Origin of the sequence: Paenibacillus sp. tmac-D7, assembly GCF_006519665.1 — a bacterium.
In the GTDB taxonomy this organism is placed as follows: Bacteria; Bacillota; Bacilli; order Paenibacillales; family NBRC-103111; genus Paenibacillus_G; species Paenibacillus_G validus.
In genome coordinates this window covers 64,222-89,833 of the sequence record NZ_VIDW01000011.1, presented here as the reverse complement: position 1 = coordinate 89,833, position 25,612 = coordinate 64,222, and the positions used below count along the sequence as shown (strand labels likewise).

Genomic DNA, 25,612 nt, shown 5'->3' with positions numbered 1-25,612 from the left:
GAGTAGGAGGGAAAGATGAGTCTGGATGCCTTTCTGCGCCATCTGCATGTTGACATCGACCAGAACAAACCCGCGGACTGGGAGGTGGATTGGGAAGACGCACCGCTTGCCTATAAGCTCTACCGGGGGCTGCCTACGGTCCCGTTGTCTGCTGAAATCCCGCTGACGCTTGAGGGACGGGTATCGCCCTCGATGCCCGCTCTTCGCGAAATCGGTCATTTCCTCTGGTACACCTATGGACTCACGCAGTTCAGTCAATCCGTCTTTTGGTCGGATCCTGCGGAACAATCCGCGGATCTGAGCTCAACCTGCCGGCGGTTTGCCCCGTCCGGCGGGGGGCTGTATGCCAATGAATTGTACGTGTATCTGAAACTGGACGATTTGCCTGCCGGGGTATACCACTACGATGCCGCGCACCATCGCCTGGTCTTGCTGCGCGAAGGACATTTCGATTCGTATCTGGCCCGGGCTCTTGGCGGCCGCTGCGAGGTGTCGGCTTGTTTCGCCGCCGTTTTTGTGTCGGCGATGTATTGGAAAAACTTTTTTAAATACCACAATTTCTCATACCGCCTTCAAGGGCTGGATGCCGGCGTGCTGATCGGGCAGCTGCTGGAGGTGGCCAAACGCTACAAGTTTGCTTCGGGGGTTTACTTCCAGTTTCTCGACCGGGCTGTCAACCATCTTATAGGGCTCAACGACAATGAGGAGAGCGTGTACGCCGTCATTCCTTTGTCCGTGGAGCCTGCAGTCACATGGTTCGGGGTCGGGAGCGACGGAGGCACGATGGGGTCGGCCGCACAACTAGGCCAGGAGCTGCCTGCGGTTCGGCACGACCACTATGTGCGGTCGCGGAGAATGGTGGAGTACCCGATGCTGATCCGTATGAATGAAGCGTCCCGGCTGGATTCGAGGGAATCGTTCCGGCAGGTCGGGGAAGGACGAACCGCTGAGGGCGGGGATCGGGCGGTGGCCTTGCCTCCTGTGAAGCGATTGTCCTATGATCTGGCTTCGGCTTGCCGAAAGCGGTATTCGCCGGCGATGGATTTCGCGTTGGCCAAGGTAAGCCGGCTGCAAGTAGCCGCGCTGCTTCACGAGGCGACGGCATCCTTCCCGTATTGGAACGACTTGGATGGAGCGCATGGACGGCCGCCGGAGTCCCGGGTATCGCTGCATGGCTGTTTACATCATGTAGAAGGCGTCCCGGATGGCGCTTACCGCTATGACCGCTCAGCTCATGCGCTGCGGCCCATACGTCCCGGTGACCACCGGTTCCGGCTGCTGCAGGGGACGCCTCCAGACATTGTCAATCTGTTCCAGGTGCCGCTCTGCCTGCACGTATCGGGGGACAAGGAGCACTACAAGTCTGAACTGGGCTACAGAGGATACCGCATCCAACAGATGGAAGCGGGAATGCTCGTGCAGCGGTTACTGCTTGCGGCATCCGCTCTCGGGATGGGAGGACATCCGCTGCTCGCCTTTGATGCGGCTGTGTGCGATGAGATCTACCGGTTAACGCCGCAAGGCAAAACGAGTCTGATCCAAATCGCAGTCGGCCCGTATCGGCATCGCCCAAGGCTGCAAGGAGGTTTGCACGGCTAGTTATCCAAGGGAAACTAGCCGCTATATTGGATAGGACTCAAGCCGACACCCGTAGTAGGGGTGTCGGCTTTCTTTAATCGATAAAGCCAGGATAAGCCGGCAAGAGGGATGGAGGGTAGGGGTTGTCGTGCCACAGCCCGTCATGCCACCAAGAGTAGCGGTGTTCGTGATGATCCCATGGATGGTGCCAGGCAGGCTCCGGCTGATCCCAATAGTCATGAACATAATCATCATGAAAGTAGTAGTCATGATCGCGTACGTCTTGAAAGTAGTCCTCATACAGGATGTAGTCTTGACGAGGCCAAGGATAAATAGACGGTTGAGCCGGACCCGGCTGCATCGGCTGGTAGGATGGGGGTACTGCCAGGGGGCTCTGTCCGGATAGTTGTTGTTGATTCATGTTTTTCCTCCCGCGGTGAAGTTGAGCTTTGTCGCGCCGGATCTATGCCTCTCCCTGCTTCGTACAGCCATGGATCCTTCGCTTAACATACTGCATCATATGCCGGCATGCGGGAAAAGGGCACTTATCCCTATACGCGGATGCCAAAAAAATCTTGAGCTGCAGGGGGAGTAAGAGTAATCTTAGAGAATAAATGTCAAGATTCGGTTACCATTACGAAGAGGAAGAAGAGGAGATCAAGAATGAAAAACGGATCATGGGGAACGGCTATGGCCTCCATTCAATGGTTTATGTTTTTGCTTGCCGGATCTATAGCGTTTCCGATCATCATCGGCCATGCCTATCAACTGCCCGCCGATGAAATTTCCGGGTTCATGCAGCGCACGTTCCTTGTCGTGGGGGTATCGACTTTATTGGGGGGATGGTTAGGTCACCGCTTGCCTATCGTTGACGGTCCGGCCGGCATCTGGGTTGGGGTTTTTGTTTTAATGGGGCAGATGGCTTTCTTAAATCAACAGGATCCCATGGAGAACTTGCGGCTGCTGGAAGGCTCCATGCTGCTGGCGGGCACGATTTTGGCGGTCCTTGGGGCGGCGGGCTGGATGGAAAAGATGCTCAAGTTATTTACACCTCTGGTCAACGGGGTTTACTTGATCATCCTCACTTTTCAATTAAGCGGCGCCATGTTAAAGGGAATGATAGGGTTCAGCGGGACGTCGACCCCGATTGAGCCGGGCAATGTCGCCGTTTCATTCTCCGTCTTCCTCCTGGTGCTGGCTCTCTCCATCTGGGGGAAAAGCTGGATGAAAAGCTATGCGGTCCTCACAGGGATGATTGCCGGGTGGGTGGTCTTTGTGCTGGTGAACGGGGGAGAAAGTATGCCCCGGGCGACGGCACTTGTATCCTTACCGGATCTATTCGCATGGGGATTGCCGCGGCTGGACGCAGGCACGTTCGTTTCCTCGGTCATGGTCTCGCTTGTACTCGTTTCCAGTGTCATCGTTTCGGTATCCTCTATGCGGCAGGTTCTTAGTGAAAGAGAGCAGATGACAGGCCAGCCTGTCGGCCGTGAAGGTCGTTTAGAGAAGGGCGGATTGATCAGCGGTGTATCGACAATCCTGGCGTCCGTATTTTCAACGATAGCAACCGTTCCCTTTTCCGTCTCTTCAGGCTTTGTGCGCACGACCGGTCAGACCCGGATGCTTCCGTTCTTTATCGCCTGTCTGGCGTTTGCCGCGGCTTCTTTTTTTCCGTTCGTATACGCGTTCCTCTCCACGCTGCCCGAGCCCGTTGCGAATGCAGCCATGCTGGCGTTGTTTTCACAGATGGTCGGGATTGGGATCAGCTCGGTCCTGAAAGAAACGTTGGATCAACGGCGTCTGACCATCCTTGGCCTTTCGCTTACGCTTGGAACAGGAGTTATGTTTTTGCCGCAAGCCGTTTTCTCCGGATTGCCGACGGTCTTGCAGTATATCATGAGTAACGGCGTGCTGGTGGGGATTTTGACCGCCTTGCTGCTCGAGCAGACGTGGCTTCCCAAGCAGGCGCCGGTCAGCGAGGGCATTCGTCCTTAACGGGCGCTTCCGGAGAGCAGAACCGGCACGGGGAAAGTCTGATTCATGGATGTGCACAACAAAGGACCTGGCCACTCGGCCAGGTCCTTCATATAGGTCACGTTTATGTTATTGCACGACCTCGGCTAAAATTTCATAGGATCGCAAACGGGCTTGATGATCATAAATTTGCCCGGCGACGATCAATTCGTCGGCCTGCGTTGCTTGAAGGTAAGCAGGCAATTCCTTCCGAATCGTCTCTTTATTCCCGGCAATGGTATAACTCAATTGTCTGCGAACCATAGCTTCTTCATGGACAGACCACAGAGCATCCATGCTTTCTACCGGAGGCTTCAAGGGGCCGGTGCCGCCGCGGATGAGGTTCAGGAATTGCTGCTCCTGTGACGTAGCCAGCTTACGGGCCTCTTCGTCCGTGTCCGCGGCAATGATGTTAATGCCAATCATGACGTAAGGCTTATCCAGCGCTTCCGATGGACGGAAATTGCTGCGGTACAGTTCTAAAGCCTGCTTGATATAATCCGGAGCGAAGTGGCTGGCGAAGGCGAAGGGAAGGCCCAGCTGGCCGGCCAGCTGGGCGCTGAAGCCGCTGGAGCCGAGCAGCCAGATCGGGATATTCAGACCTTCGCCGGGAATGGCGCGCACGCCCATCGGACGGGCGTCGGCGGCTGCCGGGTTCAAGTAGGCCCGGAGCTCGCTTAGCAGCTCGGGGAAATCATGACCGTCGCTTCCCAGACCGCGCCGCAGAGCCCGGGCTGTAAGCTGATCGGACCCCGGGGCTCTTCCGAGCCCCAGGTCAATGCGGCCCGGGTAGAGCGATTCCAGCGTCCCGAACTGCTCGGCAATGACCAGAGGAGCATGATTGGGCAGCATGATGCCGCCGGAGCCTACGCGGATCTTCTTGGTGCCCGCTGCGACATGGCCGATAACCAGCGATGTGGCCGAGCTGGCAATCCCCGGCATATTGTGATGCTCGGCAAGCCAGTAACGGTTATAGCCCCACTTTTCGGCATGCTGCGCGAGATCAAGCGTATTGCGGAACGAATCTGCCGCTGTAGCGTTCACAACGATGGGGGCAAGATCCAAAATGGATATAAGCATCTTTCGTTACCTCCTAAGGTCTATGCATGTGTTCATGCGTATGGGTGGGAAAGTGGGGAAGGACGAATTGTCCAAGCTCTTCAAGCACATCGTCAGCCGGCCGGATCCCCAGGGAAAGAATGAGCGCGACGTGATTGACCCCGATTTCCCGGAAGCTTTCCAAGAGTTCAATCAGCAAGTTCCTGCCTAGCCGGTACCCCAGATGAATCGGGGTAGGCATTTCGTCCGGATCCTCGCTCAGATCGATGAATAACGACTGGGAGAACGGTTTAAACACGCCGGGTGTTTTCTCTTCGATGCATCTGCGCCATTCCGCAATGGACCGGGCCTGATTGGCCACGTTCCGGGGATAGTACACCCATCCGTCTCCATGCTCGGCAATCCATTCTATGGTTTGTTGGCTGTAGCCCGTAATGAAGGTAGGCACCCTTCCGGACGGTTTGGGAATCAGGTTTACATTTCCTTGCATGACGCCGAGAGGTGAGGAAATGATCGGGAACGATTCCGAAATAACCTTTTGCAAATAAGCAAAGGATTCCCGGAAGAGCTCGGATCGATCGGCATGAGAAACGCCTAGAGCCGGAAAATCGTACATGCGGTCTCCGGACGAAACGCCAAGGATCAAACGCTGCTGAAACAATTGATCTAAAGAAGCCGCCATTTTTGCAACCCGTGCCGGAGGATGAAGCGGCAATACAACGCTGCCGGTGGCAAGCGCTATCTGGTTGGTGCCCGCAGCGATATAGGTCAAATAAATCCACATATCATACAGATGGCCCGCATCGCCGAAAGAGGGATCATGCAGAAGAACATCGCGAAACCAGAGCGCGGAGAAGCCTAACTCGTCTGCGCGGCGAGCCAGTTGAGCCTGGTTTTCCATGGTCGGAATGTCACGGCCTTTATGAGCTTCAATCGGGATAAAGAAACCGAGGGTGAGCTTATCTTTGGCATACATTTGCTTATAAGCTCTATTTTGTTCAATTGAATTCATTGTATTCGCCCGCTCCCATCCACGAATTTACAAACTCACATATCTACATATCTAAATTTTTAGATATATTAAACGCAATATATACATGGCTGAATTTCCAGTCGGAAGAAATTCAGCCATGTATCTTGGGTATGCTTTATTAAAGTTGATTCCGGATATAAGCAGACAACTGTTGCAGAGCGGCTTCGTTTCTCTTGTAGTAGGTCCACTGGCCGTAGCGGTTCACTTCTAACAAACCGGCCCTCTGCAGCATTAACAGATACTGAGAAACGGTCGATTGGGATAAACCCGCTTTCTCTTGAATGTGGCTGACACAAACCCCGATTTTCTTACTGTCACCGCCTTCTTGGGAGGGAAAGTATTTCTCCGGTTCTTTCAACCAATGAAGAATTTGCAGGCGCGTTTCGTTCGATAGAGCTTTAAAAATTAAAATAGGATCCATGTGCTTCATTATATCGTCGAATACCGATATGTCAATATTCCAGAAAAGTGTAAATTTTGTCGATTCGACCTGCTACATCTCCTCATATGAATGCACTTCCTTGTAAACGGAGATAAGCACCAGCGCAGGACCCTCGCCGGTGTTCGTTACTTTATGGGGGACACTGGCGTTCCAGCTGAACGAATCCCCTTCTTCCAGTACGGCTGAATCTTCGCCCTGCTCTGCCAGCAGGGTTCCTTTCAAGACGAAATGGCATTCTTCTCCCTCATGGATGTTATCGCCGGTCGTTGCCCCCGGGGGGAATTCGACGATCATCATGCGCAGTCCTCCCTGTGCCGAGAGATGCTCGACCTTCAATTTTTGTTTGCCGGTTGTGGTAAGCTTTCTTTCTTCCTTTCGAGTCACCTGCATCCGTTGTTCTTCGTGGAGCAGCAAATAAGGGAGAGGCACTTTGAGAAAGGCGGCTATGCTCTCTAATGTAGCGATGGAAGGAGAGGTTTTATTATTTTCGACATTGCTGATAAACCCTTTGGATAGACCGGTTCCCTCGCACAGCTGGGGAATGGTTAGTTTTTTACGTTTGCGTATAGCGCGAATGGTAGCTCCGATATTCATCATGAATGCCCCTTGGTTTAGTCGTAAATATATAATATTCATAATACCAAACAAACGGTTGACACTCCAAGCGTCGCATGATAGTTTAAAGTTAACAAATATGAACCTAAGTATTCTATAAGAATACAAATGAAGGGAGATTGATTCCGTGACTATCGACTATAGGTATGACGTGCAGCTGCCTTCTTCCTATGACCCCGAGAAGAAGTATCCGGCCATTTTCGCCCTGCATGGACTTGGTTCTAACGAGAAGAACATGATGGGGTTATTGGACGGGTTGAAGGATGATTTTATTGTGATCGGCGTCCGCGGAAATCTGTCCCAAGGGAGCGGGTATGCTTATTTCCATATTAAAAGCATCGGCAATCCGATTCGCGAACACTTTGATCAATCGATCCGGGAGCTGGAACGTTTTATCCGCTGCGCTACCGATAAATACGCCATTGACCCTGGCCGCCGCTACCTTCTCGGTTTCAGCCAGGGTGCGATTCTTTCCATGTCGCTGGCGCTGGTCATGGGAGAGCAGTTGAAAGGGATCGTTGCCTTAAACGGATATATTCCGGCTTTCGTGCAGCACGAATACCCGCATCAATCGGTGAAGAATATGTCCGTCTTCATCTCCCACGGCGAGTATGATCCCGTATTTCCGCAGCAGCTGGGCGACGCGAACCATGCCTATTTCCGCGGATTGTCCAACCATGTCACGTACAAAACGTATGCGGCCGCCCATGAGGTGACCTCCGATAATCGAAGAGATTTCACGCTATGGCTGCTGCAAGATGCCAACAATAACCGATAAGGAGCTTACCTGTGATCCCTTCCTATTTTATTGCGCATGGCGCCCCGTCGCTGGCGTTGGAACAGAATGAATACACGGCCTTTCTGAAGCAATTGGCTTCAGAGCTGCCGAAGCCGAGAGCCATCGTCCTGTTTTCCGCCCACTGGGAGAGCAGAGAACAACAAATCGCCGGCGCCGAATCGTATGATACGATCTATGACTTTTCCGGGTTTCAAAAGGAGCTGTACGAAGTTCAATATCCTGCTTCCGGCGATTCGGCGATTGCAAGCGAGATTCAAGATTTATTCCGGCAAGAGAACATTGCCGCCGGAATCAATACCGTCCGGGGATTGGATCACGGCGCTTGGGTCGTCCTGCGTCTGCTCTATCCGGCGGCCGATATCCCGGTCATCGCGCTCTCCGTCAACCGTCATTTGTCGAATGCCGAGCAATACCGGATCGGCAAAGCGTTATCCTCCCTTCGGGAGAAACATATATTGATGATCGGAAGCGGGGGAACGGTGCATAATTTCGGCGCTTGGAGTGGGGAGGATCGTCCCGTGTCAACGATTGGGCCTTGCAATTTGATAGCTGGCTGGAGGACAAGCTGACAGCATGGGATCTGGAGGCGCTATTTCAATACGATCGCTTGGCGCCGTTTGCCCGGGAAGCCGTGCCAACCCCGGAGCATTTTATCCCCTTACTGCTGGCTATGGGAACCGGCGACCCGAACCGAAGGGCGAGCTTATCGCACCGAAGCTATCAATACGGCAGCTTGAGTTTAAGCTGCTGGAAGTTCGAGTAAGGCGAGCGCAGCATGGAGCGGTAAGCGACGCTGATCACGGCCAAGAAGCCAAGTGTCAGGAAACCGAAGGAGATCAAAACAAAATTTTCCAAGACAGGATTGACAAAATCAGGATAAACAAATAGAATGATTATAAGATAATAAATTATAAGCCGATAATTAAAAGTAAGTAAATTTCATTAGGAGGCATCATATCTATGGCTAAATCGAAATGGAACGTCGATCCCACGCACAGCAGTATCGATTTCACGATTAAACACATGATGATTGCTAAAGTTAAAGGAGCCTTTCATTCCTTCGAGGCCCAGATTGAAGCCGATCCGGAAGACCTCACATCGGCCGATATTCAATTGCAGGTCGACTTAAGCAGCATTGATACACGCAATAACGACCGCGATAATCATTTGCGCTCGGCCGATTTCTTCGATATTGAGCAACACCCGAAATTGACGTTCCAATCTACTCAAATCACCAAAACCGGCGATGGAGAATACGATGTGACCGGCAATCTGACGCTTCATGGCGTAACTCGTTCCGAAACGTTCTCCGTCACATTCGAGGGTGCGGGCAAAGATCCGTGGGGGAATGAGAAAGTCGGATTCAGCGGGCAAGGAAAACTCAAACGCAGCGACTATGGTTTAACGTATAACGCTGTCCTGGAAACAGGCGGAGTGCTCATCGGCGATGAGGTTAAATTTACGATTGAAATTGAAGCTTCCAAGCAAGCGTAACGATAAGGGAAAGGCAGGGGGCACAGCCCGCCTGCCTTTTTTCGGCTGTATCCGTCCATACCGGGAGAAGGGGATCCTAGCCGGCCGAGTCAGGCGGTTCCCCACGATTCGTGAAAGATAAGATGGGTAAGACTTCTTCTTTTTTCCCAATTCGCTGCTTCCAGGATCGGTTTGGAGGGATAATGCTCGGTATATCCAACGGATAGCAGAGCAACAGGCTCGATGTGGGGAGGGATACTTAAAATATCACGGACGTCGGCTTTTTTATAAAAGCTGACCCAGCCCATAGCAAGACCCTCGGCACAGGCTGACAGCCACATGTTCTGTATGGCGCAAGCCGTAGATAAGATGTCGGTTTCCGGGATCGAATTTCGTCCTAAGACATGGGAACCTCCGCGAGTGGGGTCGCACGTGACACAGATGGTCAGCGGCGCCTGCTTGATGCCTTCCACCTTTAAGCTTAAAAACTGGTCCTGCCGGCCGTCTTCGTAATGGATGGCCAACGCCCGTCTTTCTTTATCGGCTGCCCAAGCCAGCCTTGCCTTAATCTCTTCCTTCGTTATTAAAATAAAATTCCATGGCTGCATGAAGCCTACCGAAGGGCCATGATGTGCCGCATCAAGCAAATTCATGATCGTTTCAGGAGGAATCGGATCGGTTAAAAAGGTTCTTACGTCTCTTCTCGTGTGAATGATTTTGTAAAAGGCTTCTTTTTCTTGTTCGTTAAACACGCAGGCATCCCCCCATGACAAAACACGTCTATACGCCTTTCATTATACCGAAAAAGGAAACGTTTGGCTGCCGTATTGGATGCGGGAGTGAATGGGTTTGCTCAAGGCGCAATACTTTTCTCTACGACAAATTCGTCTGCAATCATCCTCCATATATCGGGATCCTCCATCCCTAACCGCCAAAGGGCAATTCCCCGGATGCCAAGGCGCTGGGCCGCCAGAAGCTTGGCGCGAATGCTCGCCGCATTCTCAAACCATACTTCATGCTCGTTGCCGGACTCATCCGTATAAGCGAACATAGGCGTTTGTGTTTTTTGATCGAAAGTGATGGTTTTATTGTATTTTTTCGCAAGGTCCATCGCCATATCGTAAGTCGCATACGTATTCCGGCCGGTCGTCAAATTGAAATCAAAACCGAATACGGAAACGGCAGCCGTAATTTTTCGGCCCGGCATTTTCGTTAAGGCATATTTGATGACGCTTTCCATCCATCCGATGGAAACGACCGGACCGGGGCCGCTTCCCGGCCAGCCGTGCTCGTTATAAAGCATGACCACCAGCTCATCGACAACTTCCCCAAGAAGCGCATAATTGAATGGAGCGGAGAAAGGATTGGTCGGTTCGTCAGAAGTGCGTGACGGGGCAGCGACGGAATAATAATACCCTAAACGCTTTAATTCCCGGCCCAATTCCCGATAGAACGAGTTAAGCAATTCTCTGTCCTCGTAATGAACATCTTCAAAGTCGATATTCACGCCGTCGAAGTTATAGGTTTGAAGAAGACGTATCACATGTTGGATAAACCCTTTGCGGGTATCGGAGCTGGCCAGCATCCGCCGGACCACTTCCTTATTGACCTCCTGATTGCCCCGTTCATATAGAAGGTTATGAATGGTGGCAAGCATTTTAACATTGTGGCGGTGACCGAACTCGACCTCTTGCCGCATATAAGAATCATCGAACACGGGAAACTTCTCGACTTGCGTCGGGCTTTCCCTGTTTATACGGAAATGGAACATCCCGACATTGGACAGCTGGGCGCTTTGCTGCACGAAGACCTGATGGGAGCTGGGCAAGGTCGGTCCTTCTTCTTCCGTATAATAGCCCAATATTTCCTTGATCGGGCGTTCGCCGTCATGCGCAACCAGGTTGACGACGTCGCGGAATATCCAGCCCGGCCTGTTGTTATATAGCCGAACCCGAACCCAATCGCCGGCAATCCCGGTCACAGGAAGACGGGCGCCGCGGTCCATTTGGGCGATGACCGAGAACCCCGTCCCCGCATAGCTGCGCACATTGGCCGTTTCGACCGTGACCACCACCTCGGTATAGACGGGAATTCGCAGTCTTTGGCCCACATAGAGCGATGCCGATGTCAGGCTGTTCAGGACCATGATCGCATCTACGGTCGTGTTGAATCTCCGGGCAATCGAGTAGAGCGAATCGCCCGGCTGTACTTGGTACATGAACGGCAAAGCTACAGGAACAGTCAACGTTTGGCCGACGTAAAGGACGGACGAAGTCAGACGATTCGCTTTCATTAAAGCCTCTACGGTAATTCCGAACCGTCTGGCGATGAGATAAAGCGAATCGCCTTGTTGAACCACATAAGTCAGCATGGACAATCTCCCTTTACACGTTTATCCATACTATGCTATTCACAAAGCCTATCCAATAGGACGGACATGCAGAAGATGATCGGGATGCCCCGGAAGAGACTTCTTCCAAAAACGCTTGACATACCGACCGACGGTCTGTATTATGGAATATATAACATACCGACGGTCGGTATACAACAAAAATAAGTGCTCGGAAAAGGAAGGGATACGAAATGTCCACCCGTAAATACGTCATTTTTGCCTTGTTGATCAACGGTCTCGCACCTTGGGCCATTTATGAATGGTTATCCCATTACATGAGCAGTATAGCGGCCTTATCCATTGCAACGCTAGTGCCGCTCGCGGATAACGTCGTTCATTTGATCAAGCACAAGAAGCTGGATGCGTTCGGGACGTTAATGCTTTTCACTTTGGTGCTGACGCTTGTACTCGTATCCTTCGGGGGAAGCGAGAAAATATTGCTGGTTCGGGAGTCGCTTATTACGGGAGCGGTTGGACTCGTCTTTCTGGGCTCTCTTTTGTTCAAGCGTCCGCTCATGTTTTACCTGGTTGTCCGATTTCTCAATAAGGACATTTCCGACAATTGGAAATATGATTATTTCCGGTTTGTCATGCGATTAATGACCTTGGTTTGGGGGGGCATGCTGCTTCTGGAGTCGGTTGTCCGTGTGATCCTGGTGTTTCAACTGACCACCTCGCAATTTCTGGCTTTGTCCAACTTCGTGCTGTATGGTTTTGTCGGCGCGGCTATTGTATGGACCGTCGTTTATCGGAAGAAATCTGCCCGGCGTCTTGAACAAATCAAGCTTCAGTCGGAATAAGAAGAGAATCGGGGGGTAGCTATGCATATTGCAGCCTTGCAGCGTCAGGATCATAAGAGCGTGATGCATTTGTACAAAGCGGTTACGAGTCACCTCAGAGAGAACGGTATTTATCAATGGGACCGCTTCTATCCGAATCGGTTCGTCATTCATAACGATCTCAAGAACGGCTGCCTGTTCGGGGTGAAGCAGGATGGGGCCGTCATTGCGGCGGTCGTCGTGGATGAAAAGCAAAGCTCCAAATATTTACAAGTAAACTGGCAAGATCGTCAGGGAAAAGCAGCCTGTATTCATCGTCTTGCGGTTCATCCGGATTATCAGGGAATGGGACTCGGGAAGAAGCTGCTTCAATTTGCAGAGCAATATACGTTAACGCAAGGATGCTCCAGCATCCGGCTGGATGTGTACTCCGCGAATGAGACGGCATTAGCGATGTATATACGAGCCGGGTATATGCATACCGGAGCCGTCCAATTTCCTTTCCGGAGTACGCCTTACTATTGTTTTGAGAAAATATTGTAAATGCACGCGCATTACAATTATCTGCCGTTACAGCAAGCAGCCACAGGCGTATGCCTGCGGCGTTCTTCTCAATAAGGTTCTGCTTCGTGTCCCTTTTGCTGCGCTTTCTTGACAGCTTGTTCAGGATCGGTTTGTCCGCTTTCGATTTTGATCTGATCGGCCCGGGTTAACCCTTCTGCCACACGCCGGCCGTAGTCGGCGTCCGCTTCCGTAAAATGACGGATCATGCGCTCGCGGATATCGCTCTTGCACATGCTGAGCGCATCGACCAGATTGTTAATGAGCTCATCCCGTTCCCAATCCTCGAATGACCGGTACGTCTCGCCGGCCTGCTTGAAGTCGCACGTCCGATCGATCTTCTGGCGGACCAGCTTCGCTTCGTAGTAGGGCTCGTGATCTTTGCCCCGCTTGGGCGCCTCCTGCAAACCGCCCATGGACGAGGGCTCGTAGTTCACATGAGGGTTTTGTCCGGGGGCGCGGTCCGGGCGATACTGCATTTGTCCGCCGCTCTGGTTCGTTGCGACATGTGTCTTCGGCGCATTAATCGGAAGCTGCAAATAGTTGGTCCCTACGCGGTGCCGCTGGGTATCGGAATAGGAGAACGTGCGCCCCTGCAGCAGCTTGTCGTCCGAGAAGTCCAGCCCGTCCACCAGAACGCCGGTACCGAATGCGGCCTGTTCGACTTCGGTGAAATAGTCCTCGGGGTTGCGGTTCAACGTCATCTTGCCTACCGGCAGGAAAGGAAATTGATCGGTAGGCCACAGCTTGGTAGGATCCAGCGGATCAAAATCGAGTTCGGGATGCTCGTCGTCGCTCATGATTTGAACGCAAAGCTCCCACTCCGGATAGTCGCCCCGCTCGATGGCCTGGTACAGATCCAGTGTCGCATGGTTGAAATTCACCGCCTGAATCTCGTTGGCCTCCGGCTGCAGCAGGTTTTTAATTCCCTGCTTCAACGGCTCCCAATGGTACTTCACGAGCACAGCTTCCCCAGCCTCATTTACCCACTTGTAGGTATTGACGCCGGAGCCCTGCATTTGCCGGTAGTTGGCGGGAATCCCCCATGGAGAAAAGAGAAACGTGATCATATGGGTAGCTTCCGGACTTAACGATACAAAATCGAAGAAGCGCTGCATATCCTGCACATTCGTAATGGGGTCCGGCTTGAAGGCGTGAATCATGTCGGGAAATTTCAACGGATCGCGGATAAAAAAGATCTTCAGGTTATTGCCCACCATATCCCAATTGCCGTCTTCGGTATAAAATTTAACCGCAAAACCGCGGGGATCGCGGAGCGTCTCCGGCGAATGCGTGCCATGTATGACCGTAGAAAATCGGACGAAGACAGGGGTTTGTTTTCCCGGCTGCTGGAGCAGCTTGGCGCGGGTGTATTTCGCAATGGGCTCGTCCCCGGCTTTCCCGTAGGCCTCAAAAATACCGTGGGCTCCGGCTCCCCGCGCATGAACGACCCGCTCCGGAATGCGTTCACGGTCAAAGTGGGTAATCTTCTCCAGGTAATGGTAATTTTCCAGCGTACTGGGCCCCCGGCTGCCAACCGTTCGGATGTTCTGGTTGTCCGTGACCGGATGCCCCTGACGGGTCGTCAGCGTTTGGCTCGCTGCGGAGAGATTGGGGCTCGTTTCGCTTTTCTTATCGTGATTCAATGGTATACCCCTTTCGGATTAAAGTTTCCGAATACTATTATTTGCCAGTCGGCACCCGTATCATTCATGGATTTACATTGGTCAAAGGCTGAAAGTGAAGATCATAAGTGACGGAAATTTTCATTTTCTCCCACTGATCCATCCATTCTTGTTCAGGGACGCCCTTCGAGAATGGGGTTCGCGTGACATTCCCGAGCTGCAAGGGATCGACTTTCCAGCGCTGCATTTTTTGCAGCAGGGCTGTAGTCTGTTTCTCCAGGTAGGACTTTATTTCCTGGTTGAGCTCGGCTAATTGGCCGGGTTCCAATATATTTTCATTCCCCCGGTATTCCTCAATCCGGCCGTTCAGATCGACGTGCATATACATGGACGAATGATCTTCATTGATTCGCGCATCGACCTTGGAGCGAATATGACCTACAGCGACCGATAATTCCGGTATGGGGAGGAATTTCAGGTAACGATTGTTGCCAATGAGCTGGATAATTTGGTCATCGGCTTGTTTAACGTTTGCTATAAGCTTGTCATGCTTGAAGAAAGCGGTTCCTTCGTAAGTGAAATTTTCGTTGTTGACCTTGAAGACAGGCAGCGTCGGGTACGAATACGGAGAGTAAAGCTTTTTCATGAAATGATGCAGATTGACGATCGTCAGCTCTCCTTGATTTTTTTTCTCGTAATGTTTGAGCATGCGGTAAAGAAAATAATCAAGTTTTTCTTGCTTTAGCAGTTGACTGTTGATGTAATCGTCAAAGCTTCCTTTTACGATCACCAGATAAAGGCGATGCGAAATATCGGGGTCCGTCAATAAGTTGTTAAGCAGCGAATTGATCCCTTTTTTGGCAAGGTCTTCATGGATTAACAGGATTCGAAGCTGTCCGGCTTTCAATTCGCGGTAATAAAGCAAATTAAATCCCTTTCCCCCTTGTTAATGAGATCGACTTGCAGCTTGAGAATACGCTTTCTTTCCCTGATCAGCGGCGGTACCAGCGTGCTGATCGTCAGCTTCCCTTCACCCGCATCCTCAAGCGACCAGAAAATGACAGGGGAAAGCTCCTCGATCATATTGTTCTCCACGAACGGGGCGCATCCTGTCAGCAGCAACAAACCGCTCAATATGACCATTAACGCACACCTTTGGATATGCCGCATAGCTAGACACGCCTCTTTCGTTTAAGGGTTATCAGAAGGACTGCGGGAGCGAGCAGATACGTACATGCGCCTGACCAGCTCTGCAGGCTGAGCCACATGTTCTGATCGGTTCCTGCATCCCAAAACCAATTGCTTACCGCGAACATACAGAGAAGTACAGCCGTACCGCTTAACAGAAGCCCGATCTGGCTGGTCTTGGCGTGTACTCTGCCTGCAATGATCCGCACAGCCCCATAGCATAATAACAAGAAGAGAGCCATCATATACATGAAGTAAATCATATGTACCGACACCAGAAAGATGTCCACGCGCTCAAAAACCGGGGATTGCAAGTATCGTCCCATACTCACAATCGGAAACTTGATCGTGTTCAAGTAGTGGGAACCATAAAATAATAACGCGCCGATAAACAGAAACAAATATCCCCAAATTGTGTATGCATTTGCAGCAGTAAAATATTTCAGCGTCTTCTGCCGCGGATTAAGCCAAGGGGTTAACAGGATCAAATATTCCGGACCTGACAAGGCGGACAAAATGAATAACAGCGATTTCCATGTAAACGCCGACCCGCTTGCAGGGATCAGCGGATATAAATCGGTCAGCGATGCAGTCGGCGAAAAATAAAAGGGAACAAAGACGATAACCATCCAGCACGTACTTAAACAAGCGATCATGATAAAGCGGATCATGTTCTCCATGCCTTGAGCCGCCAAGTAAAAACTCATCAGGATGGGAAAAAGAATCAGCCAATTCCGGTTCATCGACGGAAAAATATACTGATGAATAATATCGGTGTAGCCCTGCGTGATAACGGTGATCTTGATCAAGATGAACAATAGGCCTGCCATCGCAAGCAAACGCACCGTCCGCTCGCCAAAAAGCAGCACAAATCCTTCATAGCCCTGTTCAGAAAGATCGGAAGCAAACCATCTGGAGAGCATGATCAGATTAACCTGCGATAATAACCCCATGGCGATAATGGCCCAGATCATATAGGGATGAACTAAAAACGCAGGCATAACCAGGACGAAGTAAAGCATTTGAAGCCGGTTTACCAGAAACATGGCGTATACGCCGCCATAGGGAGACGTTTTATTGAATAGTGAAGATGACGTCAAGTTATTTTCTCCTTTGGCTGTTTTCGCCATTTATATAAAGGCTTTAAAGATTCAGGACGGAAATTCATGAAACGCAAAGGACCGCGTATGAAAAGATCCATCCATTCTCTCCAGTAAAAGGGGGATATAGGCGCCAAATAAGGTTGTTTCAGGGAAGTAAGTCCATTCAGATGAGCAAGCACTGCGGTCGAACCGAGCACCATCCCGGGGATACCCAATAAAGACGCGAGCGCCAGAAAAAGGAACTGAATGATCAAACTTGATTTGGTCACCAGATAGTTGGGAACCAGGAACGAGGCAACGGCCGAAATACCCATCAGAACAATCAATACCTGACTGGCGAAGCCGGCTTGCACCGCCGCTTGTCCGATGACGATACCGCCGATCACTCCAAGGGTTTGACTTGTTTTGGTCGGCATCCGCAAGCTGGCTTCTTTCAGAATTTCCAGCGTAACCAACATCAGAAACGCTTCCCAGAACGGCGTAAGCGGCAATTTGCTTCTCGATTCCAGGATGACAAAAAGAATTTGCAGCGGAAGCATCTGATAGTGGTGCGTCGTTAAGGCAACGTACATCGGAATCAGCGTGATCGACAGGAAGAAGCTAAAGTATCGAAGACAACGCAAAGCACTGGCCACCAGCCAACGGTTAATGTAGTCCTCAGGGGACTGAAACAGATGGAACAAGGTAATCGGAGCGATTAAGGCAAACGGCGTATTGTTCACCAGCAATACAAGTTTACCCAGCCCAAGCGAATACGCGCAGGAATGGGCCGGTCCGTTTGCATAAACTGCGGATACAAACTGTGATTCTGGTCCTCCATGAACGCGGCAATATGGGAGGAATCCAGAAAAAGATCGAAGTCGATCGCCGTTATTTTATTTCTTGCTATGGATATGAATTCCGGGTTGGTCAATCCATCGATGTACATGAGGACAACCGTTGTTTGACTTAGGGAACCAAGCGTATATGTCTCCGTTTTTAGCGCCGCTAAGGGAAGCCTCCTGCGAATTAAAGTAATATTTTGTTCCAATTGTTCGCTGAAGCTGTCTTTAGGTCCGAATATAATGGTTTCCGTTTCGGAGGTTTCGATGGAACGGGCCAACGGATTGGGTAACGGCACGGCCCACCACTCGTCCCGGATTCCGTCATGGATGAGCACGGACCCTTGCAGAAGGTGCTTCCTCGCCTCATTCAAAGCCGTGATTTTCGCATCACGGGGGGCCGCCAGACTGCCGATGATCGTGTCGTGAGAGCGGCCGTTCAGCGGTCCGATAACGGCTTCATTCAAACGCTCCTGATCGATTAACGTTCGAATGAACAGAAGTGTCACCGGATGACCCTGACCGGTTTGGCGTTCTATGATTTCGGCATCATTCATGTTCACTACGAGTTGTCTCAGGGCATCGAGTGTTACGGACATGATCATTCATCACCTGGAGTTCATATTTGACCACGCATGTTCAAGAATATGGCATATGAGGATCATCGGCTTTATTATGTTCAGGCAGGTGTGCCTTTATCCAGAACGAGGAAATGGTTTGGTGAATATATATACCTAATACAGCATGGGGGAAAACTTGCCAGCCCTAAATCGCAAGTAATCTGGATGTTAAGGCTGAAATATGGTATAATTTCATTATAATCATCGGAAAAGGAGGTGTATTTGCATGTTCTCGCGTGATATCTCGTCCAATCGTTGGATTCCTTTAGTTTTAATGATGGTGTTTATGCTTTTCGCTACTCCGACTCCCGGTCTCGAGGTAAGCGCCGGCGAATCGGCTCGCACCTCAATGTCTCATGGCATGGAATTTTTTACCTCCAACCAAGCGACTGTTCGGAAGCACTCCTCGGCTACCGAAGGCTTGCGGCTTGCAGGGCATATCTCTGCCTTCTCTTTTCTGCTGCTTGCTATGAAGAATGCCGCCTCGAGAGCGCTTCCAAAAGCCCGCGTCTCCTTTCGTCCGCAAATCGCGCGCCGTTTAACCCGGCTGTTATTATCCCCCATTAAGTTTACCTCCCTCTTCGTGTAGTTGTTTCTTCCTGCCCCTGTCGGTTATTGACAATCTGACATGCGATCATTCCATGAACGAACAGCCATTTTTTCGGTTATGTCCGAACGTTTATTTGTGCTGGGCTCATCTGTAAACTGAATCTTCCCAATTTTTCAAGGAATGCGATAATCAAATGCGCACTTGCTTCGTTTTAAAAAAAACGACAGCGTAGGGTCTGTTTGCTGTTGTCTGAAAACTGTCCCTATAAGGCGATAATGATACCATGGACCTTGCGCCGAAACGTTCTGTACGTATCGGATTAAGGATAGGGAAAATTAAATATAGGAGGGTTATCGATATGACAATTCGAGAAAGCGATCTCCCTGGAATCGGGAAAAAATTTCAAATCACGACACGGGGGGGAGACAAGCTGGTGATCGTCGTCCATGATGACGGCAGGCGGGAATGCTACCATTTTGATTACGAGGACTCCGACGAGAGTATTTCTTTAGTTACGCTGGATGATGATGAAGCGCGGTTAGTCGCGGGCATTATTGGCGGGATGACGTACAAGCCAAAGGCGCTGGAGACGATGGAAATGGCGCTGGATGATCTTATTATTGAATGGTATCGGGTGGAGCCCGAGTACAAATGCGTCGGCAAAACCATAGGCGAGCTGAACGTGCGTCAAACTTCAGGCGCAACCATTATCGCCGTTGTCGAGAAGCAATCCAAGCATATCAATCCGGGGCCCGAAGTTGTCCTAAAGGCGGAATCGACGCTTGTTGTAGCGGGAGAAAGGAGGCAGCAGAAACATTTCAAAAATATTCTAATGAATGGATGTGAGTGACCTATGAACTACATCGTATTTGAAATCGGGTTGGCGATTGCGCTCATTGCGCTTGCCGGACTGCTGTCCGCCAAGCTGCGCTTCTCCGTTATTCCCTTCTATATATTGGTTGGCATGGCGGTCGGCCCGCATTCCTTCGAGTGGTGGCACTTTGATCTGAGGTTTATAGAAAGTGCGCCATTGATAGATTTTTTGGGCCGGATAGGCGTTCTGTTCCTGCTCTTTTATTTGGGGCTTGAGTTTTCGGTGGGGCGGTTGATTAAATCGGGCCGGTCCATCGCTGTAGGCGGTACCATTTATATCGCGATCAATTTCACGCTGGGTCTCCTGTTCGGCTTCGTGGCGGGGCTTCCCTTTCTGGAGATGCTTATCGTAGCGGGGATTACGACGATTTCCTCCAGTGCGATCGTGGCCAAGGTGCTGGTTGATCTGAAACGTACGGCCAATCCGGAGACGGAGATGATACTCGGCATCATTATGTTCGAGGACGTATTTCTCGCTATCTACATCTCGGTCGTCTCCGGTCTTGTTCTCAGCGGCTCCTCCTCGTTGGGAGGCGTCCTCTTGTCCGCGTCCATCGCGCTCGGGTTTATGCTGCTCGTGCTGATCATCGGACGCAAAGCGGTTCCGCTGCTCAACCGGCTGTTGAATATTCGCTCGAATGAGCTGTTCTTGCTCGTCATTTTCGCCGGGCTGTTCATTATCGCCGGGTTCTCGGAAACGATCCATGTGGCGGAGGCGATCGGAGCGCTGCTCGTCGGGCTGGTGCTCGCCGAAACAGAGCATATGAAGCGGATCGAGCATCTGATTTTACCGTTTCGCGATTTTTTCGGGGCGATCTTCTTCTTCAGCTTCGGTCTGACGATCGATCCCTTCTCGCTCGGCGGCGCCGTCTGGCTGTCTTTAGGCGCGGTCGCGCTGACGCTGCTCGGCAATTTCGCCGCAGGCATGTGGGCCGGGCATAGCGCCGGCTTGTCTCCGAAAGCGTCTGTGAATATCGGACTCACGATTGTGGCGCGCGGCGAATTTTCAATTATTATGGCCAACCTGGCCAAAGCGGGAGGCTTGCTGCCGATCGTGCAGCCGTTTGCGGCGCTGTACGTATTGATTCTGGCGGTGCTGGGGCCGCTGCTAACGAAGGAAACCAAAGTGATATACAAAGGCCTGGATCGCGTATTTAAACTATCCCGATTAAACCGTGAGAAACAAAAGGGATAAAGCTGGAGCAGCAGGAATGCGAGTCTGTTACAAAAGCGTCGAGTCAAGGAGCTTCTAACCCATGTGGTGAGGAGGAACCCAAGTGAGACATGAACTGATGATATACGATGCAGTCTTTTATGCGATTGTGCTGGCAACTTCGTTTATCGCAGGATATCGGTTGCTGAACGTGCGGTCGTTGAATCGGATGATGCGGATTAACACCCGCCATGGGGATATCATGGAGGAAGCGGTCAAACGGGAGACAGGGCGTAACCTGGTACGGTTTGCAAGCATACAAAGCGGGGATCGCGCGGTCGTGCACAGGCTGCAATTGGTCATCTACAGGCTGGAAGAGCTGACACTGAGAGAACTCGTTCATTCCATCGATCCCGACGCCATTGTTGACGTTGTCCCGATGGATCGCGAGAACGGAGAAAACGACGGAAATACGCGGCATTCGCCAGGAAAGCCGCCGCGTGTTTCCAAGTATGGAAATGTGTTTTATAAATAAGCGGCAGGTGAGACCCGGCGCCACCTGACCGTTATGCCTGCGGCAGCCGCAGGGCAGCCGGATCGATCTTCGGCACCAGCCCTTCTTGTGCGGCGCGGCTGAGCAGCGCATTCACCGCGGCATATCCGCTGTCTCCCAAATTCGCGGTAAATTCGTTCACGTACAAGTCGATGTGCGCTTGGGCGACTTCGGGGGCCAGTTCCTGGGAGTGGGTTAGCACGTAATCGCGCGACGCTTCCGGGTGCGCCCAGGCGTATTCGACGGATGCGCGGATCCAGCCGGCGATCGCTTGCAGGTCCAGCGACCGCTTGGCGACGATCGCCCCGAGCGGAATCGGCAGGTTGGTGTCACTCTCCCACCAGCTGCCTAAGTCGGTCAGGAGAGTGAGCCCGTACGACGGATAGGTGAAACGCGCCTCGTGGATCACCAGACCGGCATCGATCACGCCATCGCGTACGGCCGGCATGATCTCGTGAAACGGCATAATCACAATCTCGCCGACGCCTCCCGGCACTTGCTGAGCAGCCCATAGCCGGAAGAGCAGGTAGGCGGTTGACCGCTCGCTCGGTACCGCTACGCGCCGGCCGCTCAGGGCCGCCGGGCCTTTGGCGCTGACTGCAGGATTGGCCGTCAGCACCAGGGGCCCGCAGCCTCTGCCAAGTGCGCCCCCGCACGGCAGCAGCGCGTAATCGGACAGTACCCAAGGCAGCGCCGCATACGAGATCTTGAGCACTTCCGGCCCGTCCGGGCCGGCGGCCAGCGTGTTCGTAATATCGATGTCTGCGTACATGACGTCAAGCTTCGGAGCTCCGGGCAGCAGCCCGTGCGCCCAGGCGTGGAAAACAAACGTGTCGTTGGGGCAAGGAGAAAAGGCAATGTTCATCATAACACCTCCAGTAATACTGTGCTTGCAGCTTCCAGTGCGTCCAGCGCTTCCTGGATACGCCAGGCAGTCCGGTCACGCGGACCGACCGCATTCGAGATGGCACGGATTTCGAGGATCGGCACGCCGCTGTCGAGGGCGGCGGCAGCTACACCAAACCCCTCCATCCCCTCGGCGGCAGCCCCCGGCACCCGGACGTCCAGCTCCAAGGCTCGCGCCGCCGTTCCGGTCACCGTCGATACGGTAAGTACGGGGCCTGCATAAACCGGCTGTCCGGCCGCCTGCAGCGCCTCCGTTACCCGGATCGTCAGGCTGGGGTCGACCTGGATGCGGGAAGAGCCGAAGCCCAACTCGTCCAGGCTGCAGAAGCCTTCCGGGGTTTGCGCGCCCAGGTCGGCGGCTACGATCTCATTCGCCACCACCAGGGACCCCACTTCAGCCCTGCCGATAAATCCGCCGCCGATCCCGGCGCTTACGACCAAGCCGTACTCGGCCGAGGCTAATGCCCTTGCCGTACGGGCGGCGGCCATAGCCGGGCCGACACCGGCCAGCAGGACATCGAATCTGCCGGATCCGCGGAGCCCGCGCAGCACCGCGTCTCGCTCGGCAGCGACTGCGGTCATCACGAGAACGCGCAAATGCTTGTCCGGTTCGCCGGAGCCTGAACCGGCAGGTGTTTCCGTGTTTGGATCGAGCTTCATGGCGATAATCTCCTTTATATCTACCCTGTCCGGATGGAAGGGGAATCGTCCTGGTCTATCGATCATGCGAACAAGCCCTTCATACCCAAAATACTACATCAAGGGCGATAAAAGCAACGTTCCCGACAGGCAGACTCCCGAAAAGCTATGGATTGATTTTTACGGGCGATCTGTAATATGATAGTTACGACAACCGAATAAACACGGGAGCTTGGTGAGCCAGGCTGAGAGGGTAGCCCTAATGCTATCGACCGTAATACCTGATCTGGGTAATGCCAGCGGAGGAAAAGACTTAGCCTTTGTACACACAAAGACCGCTTCTTCGTTGCGGTCTTTTTTGGCGTATACAAGGAATTCTCCGCTTGCTCCACATTCATCCGAGGAGGAAATGAAATGGCAAGCGAAAACAAGAAAGTGGAAGTCGTCCCGAATTTATCGTCTATACCGGGAAGCAGGAAAGTGTATGTGCAAGGCTCCCGCGAGGATATTCAAGTTCCGATGCGGGAAATTACGTTAACGCCGACGGCCGTCGGCGGTACCGAGCAGGAGAATCCCCCCGTTCGTGTGTATGATAGCAGCGGCCCCTACACGGACAGCTCGTACAGCGCGGACGTCCGCAAGGGCTTGCCCCGGAACCGGTTGAACTGGATCTTGCAGCGCGGCGATGCGGAAGCTTATGCAGGCCGCGCCGTCAAGCCCGAAGACAACGGCTACAAGCAGGGACAGCCGGACAGTCCGGAGCGGTTCCCAGGCCTGGAACGCCAACCGTTAAGAGCGAAGCCGGGCGCCAACGTAACCCAAATGCATTATGCCAGACAAGGGATCGTTACGCCGGAAATGGAATACATCGCGATTCGGGAGAACGTATCGCCGGAATTCGTCCGCAGCGAGGTCGCTTGCGGCCGGGCGATTATTCCGTCGAATATTAACCATCCGGAAAGCGAGCCGATGATTATCGGCCGCAACTTCTTGGTGAAAATCAATGCGAACATCGGGAACTCGGCGGTTGCTTCTTCGATCGAGGAGGAAGTGGAGAAGATGCGGTGGGCTACCCGTTGGGGGGCGGACACGATCATGGATTTGTCGACGGGCAAGCAAATACATACGACCCGCGAATGGATTATCCGCAACTCCCCCGTGCCTGTCGGAACGGTACCCTTGTATCAAGCGCTGGAGAAGGTCCATGGCAAAGCGGAAGATTTAAGCTGGGACATTTACCGGGATACGCTTATCGAGCAAGCGGAACAGGGCGTCGACTATTTCACGATTCATGCCGGCGTGCTGCTGCGTTATATACCGATGACCGCGAATCGTGTGACCGGGATCGTATCCCGCGGCGGTTCCATCATGGCGGCGTGGTGTCTGGCGCATCACCAGGAAAACTTCCTGTATACGCATTTTGAAGAGATTTGCGAAATTATGAAAGCTTATGATGTAGCCTTTTCTCTCGGGGACGGCCTGCGTCCCGGGTCCATTGCCGATGCGAACGATGAGGCCCAGTTTGCGGAGCTGGAGACGCTAGGCGAGTTAACGCAGCTGGCCTGGAAGCACGATGTACAGGTGATGGTGGAAGGGCCCGGTCATGTGCCGATGCATCAGATCAAGGAGAATGTGGATCGTCAGATGGAGGTGTGCAAGGAGGCCCCGTTCTACACCTTGGGCCCTTTAACGACGGACATCGCCCCCGGCTATGATCATATTACTTCGGCTATCGGCGCGGCCATGATCGGTTGGTTCGGTACGGCGATGCTGTGCTACGTGACCCCGAAGGAGCATCTGGGTCTTCCGAATAAGGACGATGTTCGCGAAGGGGTCATCGCCTATAAAATCGCTGCGCATGCGGCGGATTTGGCCAAGGGCCATCCCGGCGCGCAGGAGAGGGACAACGCCTTATCCAAAGCCCGGTTCGAGTTCCGGTGGAGAGATCAATTTCATCTGTCGCTGGATCCGGAAAGAGCGATGGAATATCACGATGAAACGTTACCGGCCGAAGGGGCCAAGACGGCCCATTTCTGCTCGATGTGCGGTCCGAAGTTTTGCAGCATGAGGATCACCCATGATATTCGCGAGTTGGCCAAGCAAGAAAAGCTCACGGATGAGCAGGCCGTTGCAGAAGGGATGAAGGAGAAGGCCAAAGCGTTTAAAGAAGGCGGCAGCGCCATCTACTCCTAGAACAAGGCAAGCCCCCCTGCCAAAGCAGGGGGGCTTGCCAAGGTTCCGGCCGGCAGTCCGGTCTTTATTAGGGAGTCGGCGGTACGCTGCGCAGCTGCGTTTCCAGCGCCAGCCGGGCTTCCGCCGTACGTTCTTCTGCCAACGCCTCGACCGCCTGCCTCTCGCACTGCTCCGCCAGCCGGTTATATTCGTCCAGACGCGCTTTATTTAATAAGTGGTGTTAAGCCCGAGCCAATCGGCAATCCCTCCGCAAAGACCCGTCATTTTGTTGTCCGTTCTGGAACGGTATAATCTATTCATGGTTCGTTCTCCTTTCGGGATCAGGTAAGATTCATTCGGCCGGCGGCCGGTTTCGCGGGTGTTGTTCATGTCTTTATTCTAGGGGAAGCAAGACGAGGAGAAAACGGACCGAAGGCGGTATTCGAAGCTAGCCTTCAGGCGGGGAATCCCTCTGCTTTGGACGGAGTATCATAGTATTTGCTTTCTGCTTCCAGCTGTGATAAGATGTATGTAATTGAAAAATTTGAAACCGGAATTCGCATATTGAAAAAGGTGTCATGTTTAGAAGGGTACTTTTTTCAATGTGTGAATTTTTTTCGTATAGGAAAAATGAACATGTTAAAAACAATTTTGGAGGCAACAAA

The 25,612-nt window shown here is 52.4% G+C and carries 27 protein-coding genes and 1 pseudogene; 13 read left to right on the top strand and 15 right to left on the bottom strand.

All coding sequences use genetic code 11. The features are described 5' to 3' along the window. Window positions 1–15 precede the first annotated feature (15 nt). Window positions 16–1,599, top strand: a complete 1,584-nt coding sequence (locus FKP33_RS10375) for a SagB family peptide dehydrogenase (RefSeq protein WP_141334893.1) — start codon at window positions 16–18, stop codon at window positions 1,597–1,599. Window positions 1,600–1,672: 73 nt separating this feature from the next. On the opposite strand, the gene FKP33_RS10370 is transcribed toward FKP33_RS10375, so the two are convergent. After that, window positions 1,673–1,999 carry a hypothetical protein gene (locus FKP33_RS10370; protein WP_141334891.1) on the bottom strand — a complete coding sequence of 109 codons (327 nt, stop codon included), beginning with the start codon at window positions 1,997–1,999 and terminating at the stop codon, window positions 1,673–1,675. Between the two features lie 242 nt (window positions 2,000–2,241). Between FKP33_RS10370 and FKP33_RS10365 the strand changes: the two genes are divergently transcribed. Beyond that, window positions 2,242–3,573 carry a purine/pyrimidine permease gene (locus FKP33_RS10365; protein ID WP_141334889.1) on the top strand — a complete coding sequence of 444 codons (1,332 nt, stop codon included), beginning with the start codon at window positions 2,242–2,244 and terminating at the stop codon, window positions 3,571–3,573. Window positions 3,574–3,681: 108 nt separating this feature from the next. On the opposite strand, the gene FKP33_RS10360 is transcribed toward FKP33_RS10365, so the two are convergent. The 4 genes from FKP33_RS10360 to FKP33_RS10345 form a co-directional block, all read right to left on the bottom strand. Continuing rightward, window positions 3,682–4,671, bottom strand: a complete 990-nt coding sequence (locus FKP33_RS10360; RefSeq protein ID WP_141334887.1) for an LLM class flavin-dependent oxidoreductase — start codon at window positions 4,669–4,671, stop codon at window positions 3,682–3,684. A 13-nt stretch (window positions 4,672–4,684) separates the two neighbouring features. Further along, window positions 4,685–5,662: an LLM class oxidoreductase gene (locus FKP33_RS10355; RefSeq protein WP_141334885.1), complete on the bottom strand. Its 978-nt coding sequence runs from the start codon at window positions 5,660–5,662 to the stop codon at window positions 4,685–4,687. A 139-nt stretch (window positions 5,663–5,801) separates the two neighbouring features. Next, entirely contained in the window at window positions 5,802–6,104 is a 303-nt protein-coding gene (locus tag FKP33_RS10350; RefSeq protein ID WP_054797234.1) for an ArsR/SmtB family transcription factor, read from the bottom strand. Window positions 6,105–6,176: 72 nt separating this feature from the next. Beyond that, window positions 6,177–6,719 carry a helix-turn-helix domain-containing protein gene (locus FKP33_RS10345; protein WP_127605386.1) on the bottom strand — a complete coding sequence of 181 codons (543 nt, stop codon included), beginning with the start codon at window positions 6,717–6,719 and terminating at the stop codon, window positions 6,177–6,179. Between the two features lie 148 nt (window positions 6,720–6,867). Here FKP33_RS10345 and FKP33_RS10340 point away from each other — a divergent pair, with 148 nt between their 5' ends. The 4 genes from FKP33_RS10340 (at window position 6,868) to FKP33_RS10330 (ending at window position 9,033) form a co-directional block, all read left to right on the top strand. Then, on the top strand, window positions 6,868–7,518 hold the full coding sequence (locus tag FKP33_RS10340; RefSeq protein WP_141334883.1) for an alpha/beta hydrolase: 651 nt from the start codon (window positions 6,868–6,870) through the stop codon (window positions 7,516–7,518). An 11-nt stretch (window positions 7,519–7,529) separates the two neighbouring features. Continuing rightward, entirely contained in the window at window positions 7,530–8,108 is a 579-nt protein-coding gene (locus FKP33_RS10335; RefSeq protein ID WP_306439349.1) for a DODA-type extradiol aromatic ring-opening family dioxygenase, read from the top strand. Next, a complete protein-coding gene (locus tag FKP33_RS27980; RefSeq protein WP_306439348.1) occupies window positions 8,075–8,302 on the top strand; it encodes a class III extradiol ring-cleavage dioxygenase family protein in 228 nt (75 codons plus the stop codon). Before FKP33_RS10335 ends, FKP33_RS27980 begins: the two co-directional genes overlap by 34 nt. 197 nt (window positions 8,303–8,499) lie before the next feature. Beyond that, entirely contained in the window at window positions 8,500–9,033 is a 534-nt protein-coding gene (locus FKP33_RS10330; protein ID WP_054797227.1) for a YceI family protein, read from the top strand. 89 nt (window positions 9,034–9,122) lie between these two features. On the opposite strand, the gene bluB is transcribed toward FKP33_RS10330, so the two are convergent. Both bluB and FKP33_RS10320 read right to left on the bottom strand, forming a co-directional pair. Beyond that, window positions 9,123–9,764, bottom strand: coding sequence for a 5,6-dimethylbenzimidazole synthase (gene bluB / locus FKP33_RS10325; protein ID WP_127605209.1), 642 nt, complete (start codon window positions 9,762–9,764; stop codon window positions 9,123–9,125). Between the two features lie 101 nt (window positions 9,765–9,865). Further along, window positions 9,866–11,383, bottom strand: coding sequence for a LysM peptidoglycan-binding domain-containing protein (locus FKP33_RS10320; RefSeq protein WP_127605207.1), 1,518 nt, complete (start codon window positions 11,381–11,383; stop codon window positions 9,866–9,868). Between the two features lie 212 nt (window positions 11,384–11,595). On the opposite strand from FKP33_RS10320, the gene FKP33_RS10315 reads away from it, so the two are divergent. After that, on the top strand, window positions 11,596–12,204 hold the full coding sequence (locus FKP33_RS10315; protein ID WP_054797226.1) for a VC0807 family protein: 609 nt from the start codon (window positions 11,596–11,598) through the stop codon (window positions 12,202–12,204). A 21-nt stretch (window positions 12,205–12,225) separates the two neighbouring features. Next, window positions 12,226–12,726, top strand: a complete 501-nt coding sequence (locus FKP33_RS10310; RefSeq protein ID WP_141334881.1) for a GNAT family N-acetyltransferase — start codon at window positions 12,226–12,228, stop codon at window positions 12,724–12,726. Between the two features lie 68 nt (window positions 12,727–12,794). Here the strand turns inward: FKP33_RS10310 and FKP33_RS10305 are convergent, their stop codons facing one another. The 5 genes and pseudogenes from FKP33_RS10305 to FKP33_RS28075 all read right to left on the bottom strand — a co-directional run bounded on the left by FKP33_RS10305 (window position 12,795) and on the right by FKP33_RS28075 (window position 18,086). After that, window positions 12,795–14,390, bottom strand: a complete 1,596-nt coding sequence (locus FKP33_RS10305; RefSeq protein WP_174817554.1) for a catalase — start codon at window positions 14,388–14,390, stop codon at window positions 12,795–12,797. A gap of 64 nt (window positions 14,391–14,454) precedes the next feature. Beyond that, entirely contained in the window at window positions 14,455–15,294 is an 840-nt protein-coding gene (locus FKP33_RS10300) for a Ger(x)C family spore germination protein (RefSeq protein WP_258313429.1), read from the bottom strand. Next, window positions 15,273–15,512 (bottom strand): hypothetical protein, encoded by a 240-nt coding sequence (locus tag FKP33_RS27665; RefSeq protein WP_258313428.1) that lies wholly within the window; start codon window positions 15,510–15,512, stop codon window positions 15,273–15,275. The genes FKP33_RS10300 and FKP33_RS27665 overlap by 22 nt, the downstream gene beginning before the upstream one ends. A 29-nt stretch (window positions 15,513–15,541) precedes the next feature. Then, window positions 15,542–16,657, bottom strand: coding sequence for a GerAB/ArcD/ProY family transporter (locus tag FKP33_RS10295; RefSeq protein ID WP_141334879.1), 1,116 nt, complete (start codon window positions 16,655–16,657; stop codon window positions 15,542–15,544). Then, window positions 16,654–18,086 (bottom strand): annotated as a pseudogene (locus tag FKP33_RS28075) (spore germination protein). The gene FKP33_RS10295 and the pseudogene FKP33_RS28075 overlap by 4 nt, the downstream one beginning before the upstream one ends. A gap of 241 nt (window positions 18,087–18,327) precedes the next feature. Here FKP33_RS28075 and FKP33_RS10285 point away from each other — a divergent pair. The 4 genes from FKP33_RS10285 to FKP33_RS10270 all read left to right on the top strand — a co-directional run bounded on the left by FKP33_RS10285 (window position 18,328) and on the right by FKP33_RS10270 (window position 21,212). Then, window positions 18,328–18,690 (top strand): hypothetical protein, encoded by a 363-nt coding sequence (locus FKP33_RS10285; protein WP_054799747.1) that lies wholly within the window; start codon window positions 18,328–18,330, stop codon window positions 18,688–18,690. Window positions 18,691–19,009: 319 nt separating this feature from the next. After that, the gene (locus FKP33_RS10280) at window positions 19,010–19,501 is read left to right on the top strand and encodes a cation:proton antiporter regulatory subunit (RefSeq protein ID WP_141334877.1); all 492 of its coding nucleotides are present in this window, start codon (window positions 19,010–19,012) and stop codon (window positions 19,499–19,501) included. 3 nt (window positions 19,502–19,504) lie between these two features. Next, window positions 19,505–20,719, top strand: a complete 1,215-nt coding sequence (locus FKP33_RS10275; protein WP_127605197.1) for a cation:proton antiporter — start codon at window positions 19,505–19,507, stop codon at window positions 20,717–20,719. An 82-nt stretch (window positions 20,720–20,801) separates the two neighbouring features. Further along, window positions 20,802–21,212: a YitT family protein gene (locus tag FKP33_RS10270; protein ID WP_141334875.1), complete on the top strand. Its 411-nt coding sequence runs from the start codon at window positions 20,802–20,804 to the stop codon at window positions 21,210–21,212. Window positions 21,213–21,243: 31 nt separating this feature from the next. Here FKP33_RS10270 and FKP33_RS10265 read toward each other — a convergent pair whose 3' ends face one another. Both FKP33_RS10265 and FKP33_RS10260 read right to left on the bottom strand, forming a co-directional pair. After that, entirely contained in the window at window positions 21,244–22,095 is an 852-nt protein-coding gene (locus FKP33_RS10265; protein WP_127605384.1) for a 1,4-dihydroxy-6-naphtoate synthase, read from the bottom strand. Further along, window positions 22,095–22,796 carry a futalosine hydrolase gene (locus tag FKP33_RS10260; RefSeq protein WP_141334873.1) on the bottom strand — a complete coding sequence of 234 codons (702 nt, stop codon included), beginning with the start codon at window positions 22,794–22,796 and terminating at the stop codon, window positions 22,095–22,097. Before FKP33_RS10260 ends, FKP33_RS10265 begins: the two co-directional genes overlap by 1 nt. Window positions 22,797–23,189: 393 nt before the next feature. On the opposite strand from FKP33_RS10260, the gene thiC reads away from it, so the two are divergent. Further along, window positions 23,190–24,968, top strand: a complete 1,779-nt coding sequence (gene thiC, locus FKP33_RS10255; protein ID WP_141334871.1) for a phosphomethylpyrimidine synthase ThiC — start codon at window positions 23,190–23,192, stop codon at window positions 24,966–24,968. A 207-nt stretch (window positions 24,969–25,175) separates the two neighbouring features. Here thiC and FKP33_RS27095 read toward each other — a convergent pair whose 3' ends face one another. Beyond that, window positions 25,176–25,268, bottom strand: a complete 93-nt coding sequence (locus tag FKP33_RS27095; RefSeq protein ID WP_181410110.1) for a PspC domain-containing protein — start codon at window positions 25,266–25,268, stop codon at window positions 25,176–25,178. Window positions 25,269–25,612: the final 344 nt, after the last annotated feature.